The organism is Pseudomonas sp. PB101 (genome assembly GCF_009764265.1).
In the GTDB taxonomy this organism is placed as follows: domain Bacteria; phylum Pseudomonadota; class Gammaproteobacteria; order Pseudomonadales; family Pseudomonadaceae; genus Aquipseudomonas.
The window spans coordinates 1-14446 of sequence record NZ_RWIR01000021.1 but is presented as its reverse complement, the minus strand read 5'-3'; the positions used below and the strand labels follow the sequence as shown (position 1 = coordinate 14446).

Here is a 14446-nt window from a genome sequence, read left to right as displayed (position 1 = left end):
CATCAGAAGCGCCAGATCACGTCGATGAACGCGCGGTGCATGTACGAATCGACTTCCTTGCCATAGGCATCGCCCGGCTTGAACACGCCGCCACGCAAACGCACCAGGGCCGAAGGCTCATCGATCGCCTGGCTCATCGACGCAGGCAGCAAGCCTTGCTTGAAGTACTTGGTCACCACCAGGTCCATCTCCTGACCGAGGTCTTTCTCGCCATCGTTCAGTGGCAGGGAAGTGCTGGAGAGGATCGCGCCGGTGACGTCGTCGGTATTGTTCTGCACGGCGTCGATGCCGTTGCTGCCGACCGGCTTGTTGCCGTCGACGCGCCAGAACTTGTGGTAGATCAGGCTGGCGTCGTATTCGTCGTTGAGCATCCACGAACCGAACAGGGTGGCGCTCTGCAGGTTGTTCATTTCGCCACGGAAGGCCTCGCCGAAACGGTGCACGCGCGAGCGGGTACCGGTGTAGTTCGAGCGGTTACTTTCCAGGCCGTTCTGCTCATAGTCTTCGCTGGCGCGGGCGTAGGCCGCACCGACTTGCCATTGCGGATCGAGGCGCAGGCGAACACCCAGGTCGGTGGCCCAGCCATCGACATCGCCGCTGCGCTTGGCTTGTGCGGGCGCGGTGCCATCGGCGTTCAGCGGGTTGACCGTGTCGCGGTCGCCGCTCATGCCGGTGATGCTGCCCCAGTAGTTGACGGTGTTGGTGTTGCGCCAGTTGTAGGCGTCGCTGTCGGCGGTGAGGCCGAGCCAGCTGATGTCACCGTTTTGTTTCTTGTCCAGCGAATCGCTCGGCACGCCCGGTTGTGCGTAGTCGAGTTTGCCGTCGTCGTGGGTGTGGTGGCCGCGAATGCCGACCCAGTTGCCCGGTGTCCACTGGTACGCCGCATCGGCGTAGGCGTGCAGGCGATCCTTGTCCTCTGGCGCGAGTTCCTTTAGGTCGGTGCGGTACTCGCTGAAGCGTTCGGCGATACCGACGTTGGCGCGCAGCAGGGTGGTGTCGAAGGTCCAGTTCAGGGCTTCGATGTTGGTGTCGCGCCACTGGCCGTCGTCATTGCGCAGGCGCTGGCGACCGAGCTTGAGGACCTCGCCGGGGTAAGGCGTGAAGCCGCTGTAGCCGACCCAGAACTCACGCATGGCCAGGTAGTTTTTCTTGGTCTCGCGATCACCGTTGTCGGTGTTCTCGGCGCCATCGGATTGTTGCAGGGTGTCGGTCTCGATGATGTCGGTGGACGTCACCGCCTGACCCATGGCGTAGGCGCTCCACGCGCCGCTTTCGCCGTAGACCCACGGACGCAGGTCGAGACCGACGCCGTTGACGTCGCCGCCATGGGCGGTGCCCAGGTCACGGTCGTCTTCGGACTGGCCGGTGATTTTCACGTCCAGGCCGAAGTTCTTGGTTTCTTCAGTCATCGCAGCAAGCGTCGGGCAAGACCAGATCAGCGCGAATGTCAGGCCGATGCCGGCCTTCATGAATGGATTCAACTTCATTTCGATTCCTCGCTGGCTTCTTCTTGCAGGGCGTTCAGCTCCGGCGTGTTCGGGCTCAGGGCACCGCGCACGGCCTGTTCTTGTTTCAACAGGCGTTGGGCTTCGGCCAACCGCTCGGGCGGCAATTGCGTTTGGATTGTTTGTGCAAGCTCGGTGGCTTGCGGCGTGTTCTGGGCCAGGGCCAGTTGGCTGAAGACGTAGGCATTCAGCGGATCAGGCTTGGTGCCCTTGCCTTGGGAAAACAGTTGGGCAATGGCGAAGTCGGCGCTGTTCTGGCCGTTGCGCGCAGCGGTCAACAGATGGTCGAGGGCCTTCTGCGGATAGACCTTGCCCAGGTAACCACGGCGATAGATCTGGCCGAGGTAGTAATCGGCGGCGACTTCGCGGCCGACGGCTTTTTGGAAATGCTCCTCGGCGACCTTGGCATCGGCCGGCACCAGTTTGCCTTCGAAGTAGAGCTTGCCCAGCAACAGCTCGGCGCGGGGCTGGTCGGCGGCGCGGCCGTTGTCCAGGTACTTCATCATCTGGTCGACGTCGCCGAGTTCCGGGAAGTCGTAGAGCAGTTGCGCGAGGCTGACCCACGCCGCCGGGTAGCCCGGAGCGATCGGTTCGAGCAGCGACTGCGCGGTTTTCTCGTCGGTCTTGCCCAGGGATGCATCGGCGAGCACACGGGCGACGCTGTCGACACGCTGCGGCGAAACGCTGCCGCGAGCGTGAGCCGCTTGCATCTGCTTGATCAGCTCGGCCTGTTGCTCGGGCTTGGCCTGTTTCTGATAGACCGTGGCCAGTTCGACGTAGCAGATGTCGCTGGTGTTGAGCGCGGCCTTGCAGATCTTTTCCACGTCATCCAGATGCTGGTCGTAGGTGCCCTGGGTGCGATAGAGCAGCACTTGCGCCAGACCCGCTTCCGGTTTGCCTTCGGCACGCCATTGGCTGATCTGCTGCTGCGCATTCACGTCGGGAAAGCTGTGCGGGTATTGCAGGTACAGCATCGCCAGCGGGATCAGCGTGTTGCCTTCGCCCGCGGCGGCGGCTTTCTTCAACAGGGTTTCGGCTTCGTGTTGCTCGGCTTCGGTGGAACCGGGCTTGGCCACCAGCAGGCGACCGAGACGTGCCTGGGCGCGCGGCGAAACGCTGGCCGCGGCGCGGTAAGTCGCCTCGGCCTGTTTCATCTGCGCCGGGTCACGGCTGTCGACTTGAATGTCAGCCAGGCCGACCTGGGCTTCGCTGTAGCCCAGGTCCGCCAGTTGCCGGTAATTCTGCGCTGCGGTGGCGGTGTCGCCACGCTTGAGGGCTTCGTTGGCCAGGCGCTGGTCGGGCAGGCCGGCGCAACCGGCCAGGCTTACCGCCAATGCCAGCGAGCACACCACATGCCCCCTGTAGGAGCTGGCTTGCCAGCGATTCAGGCGACTCGGTTTTTCAGTAACACCGCAGTGATCCAATCGCTGGCAAGCCAGCTCCCACAGGGATCTCGGTGTTCTCAGAAGGCTAATGATCGTCACAGGCATGTCCTCGACTTAAAGACCGACAGCCATGGCTTTGTCGATCAGCCAGTTCAGGTTCGGGCCACGGTCGCTGCTGACTTCCACCGGGCGGCCGGCGAGGGCGCTGTCCAGGGTTTCGTCCGGCTGGATCAGCACGCGGATGTCCGAAGACAGGTCGGCGCTTTTCAGGCTGGTGCTGCTGACGATCTTGCCGGTGCGGCTCTGGTCTTCGCCGGCGATCTGGAAGCGCACCGAAGTGCCTGGGCGCACGTCGCCGAACTGGCGATAGGAGAAGCGTGCTTCAACGTTGGCTTCGCTGTTGCGCGGGACCAGTTGGAAAATCACGTCGCCCTTGCTGGCGTACTGACCGTTGGCGACCATTTGCTGGGCCACGGTGCAGTCGCAAGGCGAGGTCAGGGTGCCGGTCATCTGCTTGCCGAACAGTTCTTCAACCTTGGCCGGTTGCAGCTGGTCTTCGTCCAGATGCCCCTTGAGCACGTCGAGCATGCTGGTGCTGAAGGTCGCCAGCGGTGCGCCCTTGGCGGCCACGCCGTCGGTTTTCACCAGGCTTTGCACGGTACCGTCGCGCGGCATGGTGATGTTCACGCCCGGCACGCTGACCAGGCCGGCCTGGGCGTGGCTGACGAAGTACATGCCGTACACCGATTTGAAGACAAAACCGAATGCAGCCACGCCAACAACGAAGATCCCCAGGCTGAAGGTCACGGCTTTCAGGCGTCCGAACGCGGACATGCCGTGGCCGCCGTCCTTGACCTTGCGCGCCTTGGTGAAGTTGTCGCGCTGCAGGGTCGCCAGCATTTCACCCACGCTGACGATGTCGCCGGCCAGGTGCGAGGTGATCAGGTGGCGCAGGGTCGAGATGTCCCGTGGTTCCAGGTTCTGGAACTGGCAGCCGGCGCGTCCGGTCTCGCGATCGAAGGAGCGGACCTGCAACTCGACGTCCATGGCCAGGCCGAGGTTGTCGATGACGAATTGCAGGCGGGCCTTGTACACGTCACCGATCTTCAGCGGCAACTGACCGGCGTTGAACGCCAGGCCGCCGGCGGACAGGTCGATCACCCGGGCTTCGACCGGTGTCCGGTCGGGGCCGAAGAAACGCAGCTTGGCCGGGATTTTCACGCGGGCATGTTGGCGCTGGGCTTCGGATTCGTGCACTACGTTGGCGTTGACGGCGGTATTCATAAGGGCGTTTTCCTAGTTAATTCAGGCGAGTCAGGTCAGACCATCAACAGCAGCACGGCGACAAAAATGCTGCCGGCAGAGAAGGTCATGGTCCGAGACGACCAGGTGTTGAACCAACGTTGAAAGCTGGCGAGATCACGGGTCAGAGAGGTGGGCTGGCGAGTCCAGGACTGTTGGTCGAGGCGGAAGAACACGTAGATCTTCACCAGCGCGCCGACGATCTGGTTGTAATAGAGAATCGCCGGGTAAGCCGGGCCGATCCGGTGTCCGGAGCACGACAGCAACAAGGTCAGGATGAATCGGGTGATGCCGATCCACAGCAGGTAGACCAGAATGAACGCGGTGCCGTACTTGAAGCTGGCGATCAACGCCACGGTCAGGCCCAGCAGCGAGGTCCACATCGACACGCGCTGGTCGAACAGCACCACCGAAGTGAACACGCCGAGGCGTTTGACCCCCAGGCCGAGGGCGCGGGAGTTCTGGCGCAGGTTGTTGCCGTACCAGCGGAACATCAGTTTGCGGCTGGCCTTGATGAAGCTCTTTTCCGGCGGGTGTTCAACGGTGTTGATCGCCGCGTCGGGCACGTAGAAGGTGTCGTAGCCCAGGCGCATCAGGCTGAACCAGCTCGACTTGTCGTCGCCGGTGAGGAACTTGAAACGACCCAGGCGCCAGTGTTGCAGCGAGTCGCTTTCCACGTCGGCGATGAACTCCGGGTTGGTGACCACGGTGGCGCGGAACACCGACATGCGCCCGGTCATGGTCAGCACGCGCTTGGACAGGGCCATCGAGCACATGTTGATGTGACGCTGGGCGAAACGCAGCTTGTGCCATTCGCTCATGATGTAGCCGCCGCGCACTTCGCAGAACTCGTTGGTGGTCAGGCCGCCGACGTTGCCGAACAGCTGGAACCACGGCACGGTCTTGCGTACCGTGCCTTCGCCGAGCACGGTGTCGCCATCGATCACGGCGACCACGGCGCGGTCATCCGGCAGGTGGCGGGAGATGGCGCGGAAACCGTAGGCCAGGCCATCGCGCTTGCCGGTGCCGGGAATGCGCACGAAGTCGAGCTTGACCCGGGACGGCGGGTTCATTCGGTTCCACAGGCTCTTGACCAGCAGCTCATCGGACATTTCCACGATGGAGCAGACCACCGTGGTCGGCAGGCCGCAGTCGATGGCCTCGCGGATCACCGAGCTGTAGACCTGTGCGGTGGTCAGCGCGTCGATACGGAAGCTGGTGACCATCAGGAACACGTGGGACGGGTCAGCCGCTTTGCCCAGCTTGCGCACTTTGCGCCGCAGGTGCGGGTAGACGATGTAGAGAAAAATCATGCCGCGCACAAAGTGCGTGGCACCCATCGAGTAGCGCCAGATACCCACGGCGCCAATCAGGAATATGAAGTCCTTCGACTCGGAGTCGAACGTGGACACGGGCAACGCCATGGCGAGGCCCATCAGTAACGTCAGGTAGAACAGCCAACCGGCGGCCTGGAGTAGGCCGTGTTTTAGCCTGTGCATAATCTGCATCCGTCTAGATCTCGGGTTAACGCAGGCGTACAAACCTGTAGGAGCGAGCTTGCTCGCGATGGTCGCCAACGATGACGCTGGGTATCTGATACCCAGCGGTGTTCTCAGGTGCATCGTCGGAGCGCCGCCCGGAGCAAGCTCGCTCCTACAGGGGGCTTACCAGCAGATGCCTTCAGTCCGGCCAGCCACGCTGGTGGCTTTGGACATGAAGCCGACCAGGTCGATCACCTGCTTGCCGTGCGGAACGTTCTGCACCAGGGCGCGGAATTTCTCGTCGCGGTTGCCGAGGATGATCACGTCGGAGTTGTTGATCACATCGTCGAAGTCAGCGTTGAGCAGGGACGAGACGTGAGGGATCTTCGACTCGATGTAGTCCTTGTTGGCGCCGTGAACACGGGCGTATTCGACGTTGCTGTCGTAGATGCTCAGGTCGTAGCCCTTGCCGATCAGCATTTCCGCCAGGTCGACCAGCGGGCTTTCGCGCAGATCGTCGGTGCCGGCCTTGAAGCTCAGTCCCAGCAGGGCGACTTTGCGTTTGTCGTGGCTGGAGACGATGTCGAAAGCGTTCTGCACCTGGGATTCGTTGCTGCGCATCAGCGAGTTGAGCAACGGTGCTTCCACGTCCAGGGAACCGGCGCGGTAGGTCAGGGCACGCACGTCTTTTGGCAGGCACGAACCGCCGAAGGCGAAGCCCGGGCGCATGTAGTACTGGGACAGGTTGAGGGTCTTGTCCTGGCAGACCACGTCCATCACTTCGCGGCCGTCGACGCCGACCGCCTTGGCGATGTTGCCGATCTCGTTGGCGAAGGTGACCTTGGTGGCGTGCCACACGTTGCAGGTGTACTTGATCATCTCGGCGACGGCGATGTCCTTGCGGATGATCGGAGCGTCGAGCTCTTCGTACAGCGATTGCAGAACGTCGCCGGACGCCTTGTCGAATTCGCCGATGACGGTCATTGGCGGCTGGTCGTAGTCGGCGATGGCGGTGCTTTCGCGCAGGAACTCAGGGTTCACGGCCACGCCGAAATCAACGCCGGCCTTCTTGCCGGAGCAGTCTTCGAGAATCGGGATGACCACGTTGGCCACGGTCCCCGGCAGCACGGTGCTGCGCACGACGATGGTGTGGCGGGTGGACTTGTCACGCAGGACAAAGCCGATTTCGCGGCACACGGCCTCGATGTAGTTCAGTTCCAGGTCGCCGTTTTTCTTGCTCGGCGTACCGACGCAAATCATCGACAGGTCGGTGTCGCGAATCGCCTCGGCGAAGTTGGTGGTGCCGCGCAGACGACCGGTCTGGATGCCCTGGGACAGAAGTTCGCCCAGGCCCGGTTCAACGATCGGCGATTTGCCGGCATTGATCATATCGATCTTGTCTTTGGCCACATCGACGCCAACGACGTCATGACCCCGTGCAGACAGGCAACCGGCACAGACTGCGCCGACGTAACCCAAACCAAAAATGCTGATGCGCATCGCAATTACCTCTCTATTATCAAGCCTGTATACATCGAGCCATTAGATGGCCAGAGTTAATGGTGTGCAGCGGTTAAAGTGCACTCGCAAGTGCGACTTACAGGCGCAACAATGCCGTGTGCTGGCATATGAATTACGAGTGTCTAAATAAATGCACTCAAGGGGTGCGCAACTAGGCCTTGTTGTTATGATTTGCCCTGTTATGCAGCCGATCCTCTTTTCGGGGATGCTGGCGCAAAGGTATTACACGCGTGATGTCAGGCCGAAAGCCCGTGGATCAGGCGGTTTGGTGCTCGGGTGAGCACGTTTATAGGGGCGCTGTCGTGGCCTTGTAGGGGATAGTCATACCGCGTTATCTCCTGTCCGCTCGCTGTTGTCCAAATCAGTGATTAGTCAGCGCAAGTTTGTATTACAACTTGGCTACACGAATCTCTTATCTGCGTAAGTTATCTCGTACACGTTCGGCGAGAATCGTTACCGGTGGTATGAGCGGCACGTTTGGACATAGTTCCAGTCCGCCCATCGTGAAATCTGAAATTTCTTGAAATATTGATAAAGATGGCACTGCTCTCAAATTGATAGCACTTGCCGTTTCGCCCTTTATATAAAGGCGGTTCATTGGATGGGATATTTTTGTGCCACCACTGTTAAAAAAAGTCAGTGCCACTACGCAAAAAAAAGATTGAAGTCGAGTGAAACTAAAGTTAGAAAATCGGTTGGTATTTTTCTGGCGCCATAAAAATGGCGAAAAGGCGGGGAAGGCTGAAGTGAGTCTAGGGTCGGCGCACGAGGGTTGGTGGAGGTCGTGCGCCGACCGGGTGCATCACTCTGGTGCGTGATCGCGCAGAAACACCAGATTGTCCGGCTTGGATTGTTCGGCGCTGTAGCGATAGCCTTGAACGTCGAACTGCTTGAGGGCTGCCGGATCGTTGATGCGTTCTTCGATGACGAATCGGCTCATCAAGCCACGGGCCTTTTTCGCGTAGAAGCTGATGATCTTGTACTGGCCGTTCTTCAGGTCCTTGAACTCGGTATTGATGATGCGTGCGTTCAAGGCGTTGCGCTTGACCGCCGAGAAATACTCGTTGGACGCCAGGTTGAGCAGCACGTCATCGCCCTGATCGACCAGCGCTTCGTTCAGCCATTCGCTGATGCGTGTGCCCCAGAACGCATACAAGTCCTTGCCCCGGGCGTTGGCCAGCTTGGTGCCCATTTCCAGGCGATAGGGTTGCATCAGGTCCAGCGGGCGCAGCAGGCCATACAGGCCCGAGAGCATGCGCAGGTGTTTTTGGGCGTAATCGAAATCGGCTTCGCTGAGGGTTTGCGCGTTCATGCCGGTGTACACGTCGCCCTTGAAGGCCAGCAGCGCCTGCTTGGCGTTTTCCGGGGTGAACGCAGGCGTCCAGCTGCCGAAACGCGCGGCGTTGAGCCCGCCGATCTTGTCGGAAACATGCATCAGTTCGCTGATCTGTGCCGGGGACAGCTCGCGCAATTGCAGGATCAACTCCTGGGAATGGTCGAGGTACTGCGGCTGGGTGAAGCGCTGGGTCGCCGGCGGTGTTTCATAGTCGAGGGTCTTGGCGGGTGAAATCACCATCAGCATGAAGTCGTCTCCTTTAATCGTGGCGGCGATTCTAGGGGGTTGTCGGCGTTGACTCCAGCTATCGCGTCCATAGGTGATGGCCGGTTCGCCACTACCTCTGTAGGAGCGAGCCTGCTCGCGATGGTGTGTCAGTCGACACAGCGGTGCCTGACACTCCATCGCGAGCAGGCTCGCTCCTACAAGGGTCTGTGTTGCTGCGGGAGTTGAGCCTGGATCAGCTATAGTGCCGCGCGGGTTTTGTTATGGAGACATCCCATTGCGTATCGTTTTTCTCATCTCGATCTGGCTGTTGAGCCTCGGCGCCATCGCGGCACCGGGCGATGTGGCCACGCTTGATCGCAGCACCTGGCCGGAAAAACTCGGCAACCCGACGCTGTTCGACGTGGCGTCGCGGGCCGAGATCCTGATGTTTTCCAGTGTGCTGTTGGCCAGCGAGTCGCTGGATGAAACCGCCCTGGCCCAGCGCCTGGGCTTGCGCACGATTAATCTGGAGTCGGTCAACCGGGTTCGCCAGCATCTGTGGCAGCGGCTGCTGGCCAACTACAACTACGCCCAACAGAGTTGCGACCAGGATGCCTCCTTCTGTTTTCTGGTCGAAGACATGCCGACCCTGCGTGAACAGGCTGGCAAGTTCCAGGTCAGCGCAGACAGCTACTACATCAAGTGGGCCGAACCGAGCCGTGTGTTCCACACGCAGTACCTGGACGAGCAGTTGCGCAAGGCTGCGCTGTTCCCGCAAACCAGCAGCGAAGTCGATCGTTTCGGCGACTATGAGCGCTCCGGTGACGAGATGCATGACCGGCTGTTCCTGCTGACCTTCGACAGCGCCGCCAACGCCGCGCCGGACAACACGGCCTGGCTCACCGAGTACCTGCGCAAGTCGAACATGAGCGCAACGTTCTTCGTCCTTGGCAAGGACATCCAGGCCCGTTTGGGCGAGCATTCGGTGGGCGACCTGCAAGCGACCTACTCGAGCCAGTGCATCGGCGTACAAGGCTGGGAGTTCCGTTCCCACAGTCACTGGCAGGACTGGCAGGACTCGGTGCGCCGCAGCGCCGAACTGGTCAAGAGCAAGCTGCCGGAGAACTACGTGCCGCTGTTCCGTCCGCCCGACGGCCAGCGTCGTTCCGATGCCGAAGGCTTCTTCAAGGCTCAGGGTCTGCAGGTAGCGCTGTGGGACATCGACGCCCAGGACGGCGCCGGCAAACTCAAGGGCAACGCGAGTGCGCAACGGGTGCTGACGCTGATGTTGCTATGGCGCCACGGGGTGATCAATTTCAATGTGAAGCAGGATGGGGTGAAAACGGCGTTGCCGTGGCTGGTCACGCAAACGGCACCGGTCGGGATCGGTTGGGAGGATTGCCAGGATGCGTTTCGCTGAATCGGCCAAACCCAGTAAACATTGGGTTTTTGGCGATTTTGGAAGGGAATTTGTTGCAGGTTGACTTCCGACTGTAAACGGGTGATGGCAGTCCGCCAAGTGTTATTGGTCATTCTGAAAAATAAACTTCAAAAAAGCGTCAAAGTACTTTTTTCTGTCACACGTTTTGGAGTATTACGAAGACAGACCGCCGAAACCTGCAACACAGGTGGCGTCTTCCAAGACCCCGCATGTAGGCAGAACACTTGAGTCCCCGCAGGTGTATTCGGCAGTCACTTCGAGGCGCAGCACCGCCAAGGTATTGCGTCGAATGGCTCCCACAAAGGTGACCGAGTATGGATGATCACGGACGTAGCTCTTCTTCCAACCAGCCAATCCTTTATGTACTCGATACCAACGTATTGATTCACGATCCAAACGCGCTGCTTAACTTCGAAGAACACCACGTCGCGATCCCGATGACCGTGCTTGAAGAGCTCGACAAGCTCAAGAGCGGGCATCACAGCGTTGCCGCCGAATGCCGCCAGGCCATCCGCCTGATCGACAAGACTCTGGGCGATGCCTCACCCGAGGACGTCGAGCAGGGTGTGCCGATCCAGCGTGGCAAAAGCGGACCCAAGGGTTTGCTGTCAATTCTGATGAGCAAGCATGCCGAGCCGAACCTGATTCTGCCCGAGCACCTGAACGACAACAAAATCATCAACCAACTGATCGACCTGCATACGCGCGACCCGAAGAAGCCCGTGGTGCTGGTCACCAAAGACATCAACATGCGCCTCAAGGCGCGCGCCTGCGGGATTGCGGCCGAGGACTACAGCACCGACCAATTGGTCGACGACGTGTCCTTGCTGCCCAACGGTTACCACAACATGACCGGCTCCTTCTGGGACCGTGTGAGCAAGGTCGAAACCCGTCAGGACCACGGCCGCACCTGGCATCAGGTGCAATTGATCGACAACCTGCCGGCGGTGCATATCAATGAATTCATCATTGATGAACAGGGCTTTGTCGGCTGGATCAAGGAGATCGAAGAAGACCGCTTGCTGATCCTCGACCTGCACCAGGAACCGCTGCTGCACCAGGAAGCCTGGGGCCTGAAGCCGCGCGATATCTATCAGAGCCTGGCGTTGTACGCGTTGCTTGATCCGGACATCCACCTGGTCAACCTGTCGGGTGCCGCAGGTTCCGGTAAAACCATCCTGGCACTGGCCGCTGCGATCGAGCAGACCATGGTCAGCAAACGTTATCGCCGCATCATCGCCACCCGCAGCGTGCAGGGCCTGGACCAGGAAATAGGCTTCCTGCCCGGCACCGAGGCGGAAAAAATGGAGCCATGGCTGGGCGCCATCACCGACAACCTCGAAGCCTTGCACATGGATGACGAAAGCACCCATGGCAGCGTCGACTACATCCTCAGCAAAGTGCCGTTGCAGTTCAAATCCCTCAACTACATCCGGGGCCGCAGCTTCCAGCAGAGCCTGATCCTGATCGACGAATGCCAGAACCTCACGCCGCACCAGATGAAAACCATCATCACCCGTGCCGGCGCCGGCTCCAAAGTGGTGTGCCTGGGCAACCTGGCGCAGATCGACACCCCTTACCTGTCCGCGACCAGCTCCGGGCTGACCTACCTCACTGAACGCTTCAAGGACTTCCCGAACGGGGTGCACATCACCCTGCAAGGGGTACCACGCTCGATCCTGGCCGAATACGCCGAAACGCATTTGTAATCCTTCACCCAAACCGGGCGGCCGCGAGGTCGCCCGGTTTTTTATGTCGGACACAAATCCTGTGGGAGCGTGGCTTGCCCGCGATGCAGGCACCGCGGTTTAACGGTCACACCGCGTTGATGCCATCGCGAGCAAGCCACGCTCCCACAGGAATCGATGTCATCGGACAATCATGCGTGCGGAAAATTGACCCGCAGGTTTACAATCGGGATTCCTGATCAGGAGTAATCCCGTGCTGACTCATCTCGATTCCCAAGGTCGCGCCAACATGGTCGACGTCACTGAAAAAGCCGTGACGTTCCGTGAGGCGACCGCCCAAGCGCTGGTGCGCATGCTGCCCGAAACCCTGCAGATGATCGTCAGCGGCGGCCACCCCAAGGGTGATGTGTTTGCCGTGGCGCGCATTGCCGGCATTCAGGCGGCGAAGAAAACCAGCGATCTGATTCCCCTGTGCCATCCGCTGATGCTGACCGGCGTCAAGGTCGAGCTCAGTGCCGAAGGCGACGACTCGGTGCGTATCGTGGCGCGCTGCAAGCTGTCCGGGCAGACCGGCGTCGAGATGGAGGCCCTGACCGCTGCCAGCGTCGCCGCGCTGACCATCTATGACATGTGCAAGGCCGTGGACCGCGGCATGACCATTGAAAGCGTGCGCCTGCTGGAGAAGGTCGGCGGCAAGAGCGGTCATTTCCAGGCGGAGCAGCCATGAACGTTACCGTGAAGTTTTTCGCTCGTTATCGTGAAGCGCTGGGGCTGGACTCGGTGAAGGTCGAAGGCAACTTCGCCACTGTCGACGACGTCCGCGCGCTGTTGGCTCAACGTGACGGTGCCGAGGTGTTGTCCGAGCAAAACCTGATGTGTGCCCGCAACGAAGACCTGTGCCAGCTCGACGAGCCGGTCAGCGAGGGCGACGAAGTGGCGTTCTTCCCGACCGTGACCGGAGGCTGAGCCATGGCCATTCGTGTGCAGTCCACGCCGTTCGACCCGGGTGCCGAGGTCAACGCCATGCACGACGCCAATGTCGGCGTGGGGGCGGTGGTGAGCTTTGTCGGCTACGTGCGCGACTTCAATGACGGTCTGGACGTCGCCGGGATGTTCCTCGAACACTATCCCGGCATGACTGAAAAGGCCCTCGGCAAGATCGCCATCGAGGCCGGGCAGCGCTGGCCGCTGCTCAAGCTGGAAGTGCTGCACCGCATCGGCGCCCTTGAACCGGGCGAGCCGATTGTCTTCGTCGGCGCAGCCAGCGCCCATCGTCAGGCGGCGTTCGATGCCTGCGCCTTTGTCATGGACTACCTGAAAACCCGTGCTCCGTTCTGGAAGAAAGAAAACACCAGTGACGGGCCGCGCTGGGTCGAGGGGCGTGACAGTGATCATGCGGCGGCGGATCGCTGGAAGCAGTAATTCCTGCGGCGTTCTCCAGTCAGCCTTCGCGGGCAAGCCCGCTCCCACAGAGTTCTGTGTCGTGCACAAAATCTGTGTTCAACCAGATACCCTGTGGGAGCGAGCCTGCTCGCGAAGGGGCCCTCAGTTACAGCCAATAACTTTCCTGACACACCACCCGACCATCGGCCGGCAAGGGCTGCATTTGCCTGATTGACGGATAATACATAAAAGTCCAAGATGGAATTATAAGTACAAAAAAGGATTCCACCCCCGTTTCAGCTTTTTCTTCTGTCTTGCCAAACCAACAACAACCGCGAGAAAACGAACATGAAGAAGTTCCCCCTCATCACCGGTCTGGCCCTGAGCCTGTTGGCGTGCAGTTCTGTGTTTGCCGCCGAGAAAACCCTGCGCATCGGCATCGAAGCCGCGTATCCGCCGTTCGCCTCGAAATCCGAAAAAGGCGAAATCATCGGTTTCGACTACGACATCGGCAATGCCCTGTGCGCGCAGATGAAGGTCAAGTGTGTGTGGGTCGAAGGCGAGTTCGATGGTCTGATTCCTTCCCTGAAGGTGAAGAAAATCGACATGGCGCTGTCGTCCATGACCATCAACGAAGACCGCAAGAAGTCGGTGGACTTCACCCACAAATACTATTTCACCTCGTCGCGCCTGGTGATGAAGGACGGCGCGGTGGTGGATGACCAGTACGCCAGCCTCAAGGGCAAGACTGTCGGCGTGCAGCGCGCCACCACCACCGACCGTTACGCCACCGAGGTGTTCGAGCCCAAGGGCATCAACGTCAAGCGCTACAGCAACAACGAAGAAATCTACATGGACCTGGCAGCCGGTCGCCTCGACGCGATTTTTGCCGACACCATTCCGCTCAATGACTTCCTGTCGATGCCGCGTGGCCAGGGTTATGCCTTTGTCGGGCCGGAGCTGAAAGATCCGAAGTATGTGGGCGAGGGTGCCGGCATTGCGGTGCGCAAGGGCAACACTGAACTGGTCAGCGAGCTGAACACGGCCATTGACGGGATTCGCAGCAGTGGCGAGTACCAGAAGATTTCCGACAAGTACTTCAAGTCAGATATTTACGGCGACTGATAGATTGCCATCGCGGGCAAGCCCGCTCCCACAGTGGATCGGTGTACACCGTACCCTGTGGGAGCGGGCTTG

Annotated in this window: 12 protein-coding genes; 6 read left to right on the top strand and 6 right to left on the bottom strand. The window is 60.2% G+C overall.

The features are described 5' to 3' along the window. Positions 1–2 precede the first annotated feature (2 nt). The 6 genes from EI969_RS06345 to yaaA form a co-directional block, all read right to left on the bottom strand. Complete coding sequence (locus EI969_RS06345; protein WP_160386622.1) at positions 3–1487, bottom strand: alginate export family protein; 1485 nt, start codon at positions 1485–1487, stop codon at positions 3–5. Beyond that, entirely contained in the window at positions 1484–2995 is a 1512-nt protein-coding gene (gene algK / locus EI969_RS06340; protein ID WP_178120572.1) for an alginate biosynthesis TPR repeat lipoprotein AlgK, read from the bottom strand. The genes EI969_RS06345 and algK overlap by 4 nt, the downstream gene beginning before the upstream one ends. Positions 2996–3004: 9 nt before the next feature. Further along, a complete protein-coding gene (locus EI969_RS06335; protein ID WP_160386620.1) occupies positions 3005–4174 on the bottom strand; it encodes an alginate biosynthesis protein Alg44 in 1170 nt (389 codons plus the stop codon). Between the two features lie 35 nt (positions 4175–4209). Then, entirely contained in the window at positions 4210–5691 is a 1482-nt protein-coding gene (gene alg8, locus EI969_RS06330) for a mannuronan synthase (protein ID WP_371925874.1), read from the bottom strand. A gap of 165 nt (positions 5692–5856) precedes the next feature. Next, positions 5857–7173 carry a nucleotide sugar dehydrogenase gene (locus EI969_RS06325; RefSeq protein WP_160386616.1) on the bottom strand — a complete coding sequence of 439 codons (1317 nt, stop codon included), beginning with the start codon at positions 7171–7173 and terminating at the stop codon, positions 5857–5859. Between the two features lie 823 nt (positions 7174–7996). Then, positions 7997–8776 carry a peroxide stress protein YaaA gene (gene yaaA, locus EI969_RS06320; RefSeq protein WP_150715465.1) on the bottom strand — a complete coding sequence of 260 codons (780 nt, stop codon included), beginning with the start codon at positions 8774–8776 and terminating at the stop codon, positions 7997–7999. Positions 8777–9032: 256 nt separating this feature from the next. Here yaaA and EI969_RS06315 point away from each other — a divergent pair, with 256 nt between their 5' ends. From EI969_RS06315 to EI969_RS06290, 6 genes are all read left to right on the top strand, one after another. Beyond that, complete coding sequence (locus EI969_RS06315; RefSeq protein WP_160386614.1) at positions 9033–10157, top strand: polysaccharide deacetylase family protein; 1125 nt, start codon at positions 9033–9035, stop codon at positions 10155–10157. A 335-nt stretch (positions 10158–10492) separates the two neighbouring features. Then, positions 10493–11887 (top strand): PhoH family protein, encoded by a 1395-nt coding sequence (locus tag EI969_RS06310; RefSeq protein ID WP_103396283.1) that lies wholly within the window; start codon positions 10493–10495, stop codon positions 11885–11887. Positions 11888–12119: 232 nt separating this feature from the next. Further along, the gene (gene moaC, locus EI969_RS06305; protein ID WP_007972660.1) at positions 12120–12593 is read left to right on the top strand and encodes a cyclic pyranopterin monophosphate synthase MoaC; all 474 of its coding nucleotides are present in this window, start codon (positions 12120–12122) and stop codon (positions 12591–12593) included. Further along, complete coding sequence (gene moaD / locus EI969_RS06300) at positions 12590–12832, top strand: molybdopterin converting factor subunit 1 (RefSeq protein ID WP_075945584.1); 243 nt, start codon at positions 12590–12592, stop codon at positions 12830–12832. The genes moaC and moaD overlap by 4 nt, the downstream gene beginning before the upstream one ends. 3 nt (positions 12833–12835) lie before the next feature. Continuing rightward, on the top strand, positions 12836–13288 hold the full coding sequence (gene moaE / locus EI969_RS06295) for a molybdopterin synthase catalytic subunit MoaE (RefSeq protein WP_095965503.1): 453 nt from the start codon (positions 12836–12838) through the stop codon (positions 13286–13288). Positions 13289–13597: 309 nt separating this feature from the next. After that, on the top strand, positions 13598–14374 hold the full coding sequence (locus EI969_RS06290) for an ABC transporter substrate-binding protein (protein WP_160386612.1): 777 nt from the start codon (positions 13598–13600) through the stop codon (positions 14372–14374). Positions 14375–14446: the final 72 nt, after the last annotated feature.

Coding starts and splice junctions, on each gene's coding strand:
- alg8 (WP_371925874.1), bottom strand. CDS start 5,691: ATGCACAGGCTAAAACACGGCCTACTCCAGGCCGCCGGTTGGCTGTTC.
- EI969_RS06310 (WP_103396283.1), top strand. CDS start 10,493: ATGGATGATCACGGACGTAGCTCTTCTTCCAACCAGCCAATCCTTTAT.
- EI969_RS06335 (WP_160386620.1), bottom strand. CDS start 4,174: ATGAATACCGCCGTCAACGCCAACGTAGTGCACGAATCCGAAGCCCAG.
- EI969_RS06290 (WP_160386612.1), top strand. CDS start 13,598: ATGAAGAAGTTCCCCCTCATCACCGGTCTGGCCCTGAGCCTGTTGGCG.
- yaaA (WP_150715465.1), bottom strand. CDS start 8,776: ATGCTGATGGTGATTTCACCCGCCAAGACCCTCGACTATGAAACACCG.
- algK (WP_178120572.1), bottom strand. CDS start 2,995: ATGCCTGTGACGATCATTAGCCTTCTGAGAACACCGAGATCCCTGTGG.
- moaD (WP_075945584.1), top strand. CDS start 12,590: ATGAACGTTACCGTGAAGTTTTTCGCTCGTTATCGTGAAGCGCTGGGG.
- EI969_RS06345 (WP_160386622.1), bottom strand. CDS start 1,487: ATGAAGTTGAATCCATTCATGAAGGCCGGCATCGGCCTGACATTCGCG.
- EI969_RS06325 (WP_160386616.1), bottom strand. CDS start 7,173: ATGCGCATCAGCATTTTTGGTTTGGGTTACGTCGGCGCAGTCTGTGCC.
- moaE (WP_095965503.1), top strand. CDS start 12,836: ATGGCCATTCGTGTGCAGTCCACGCCGTTCGACCCGGGTGCCGAGGTC.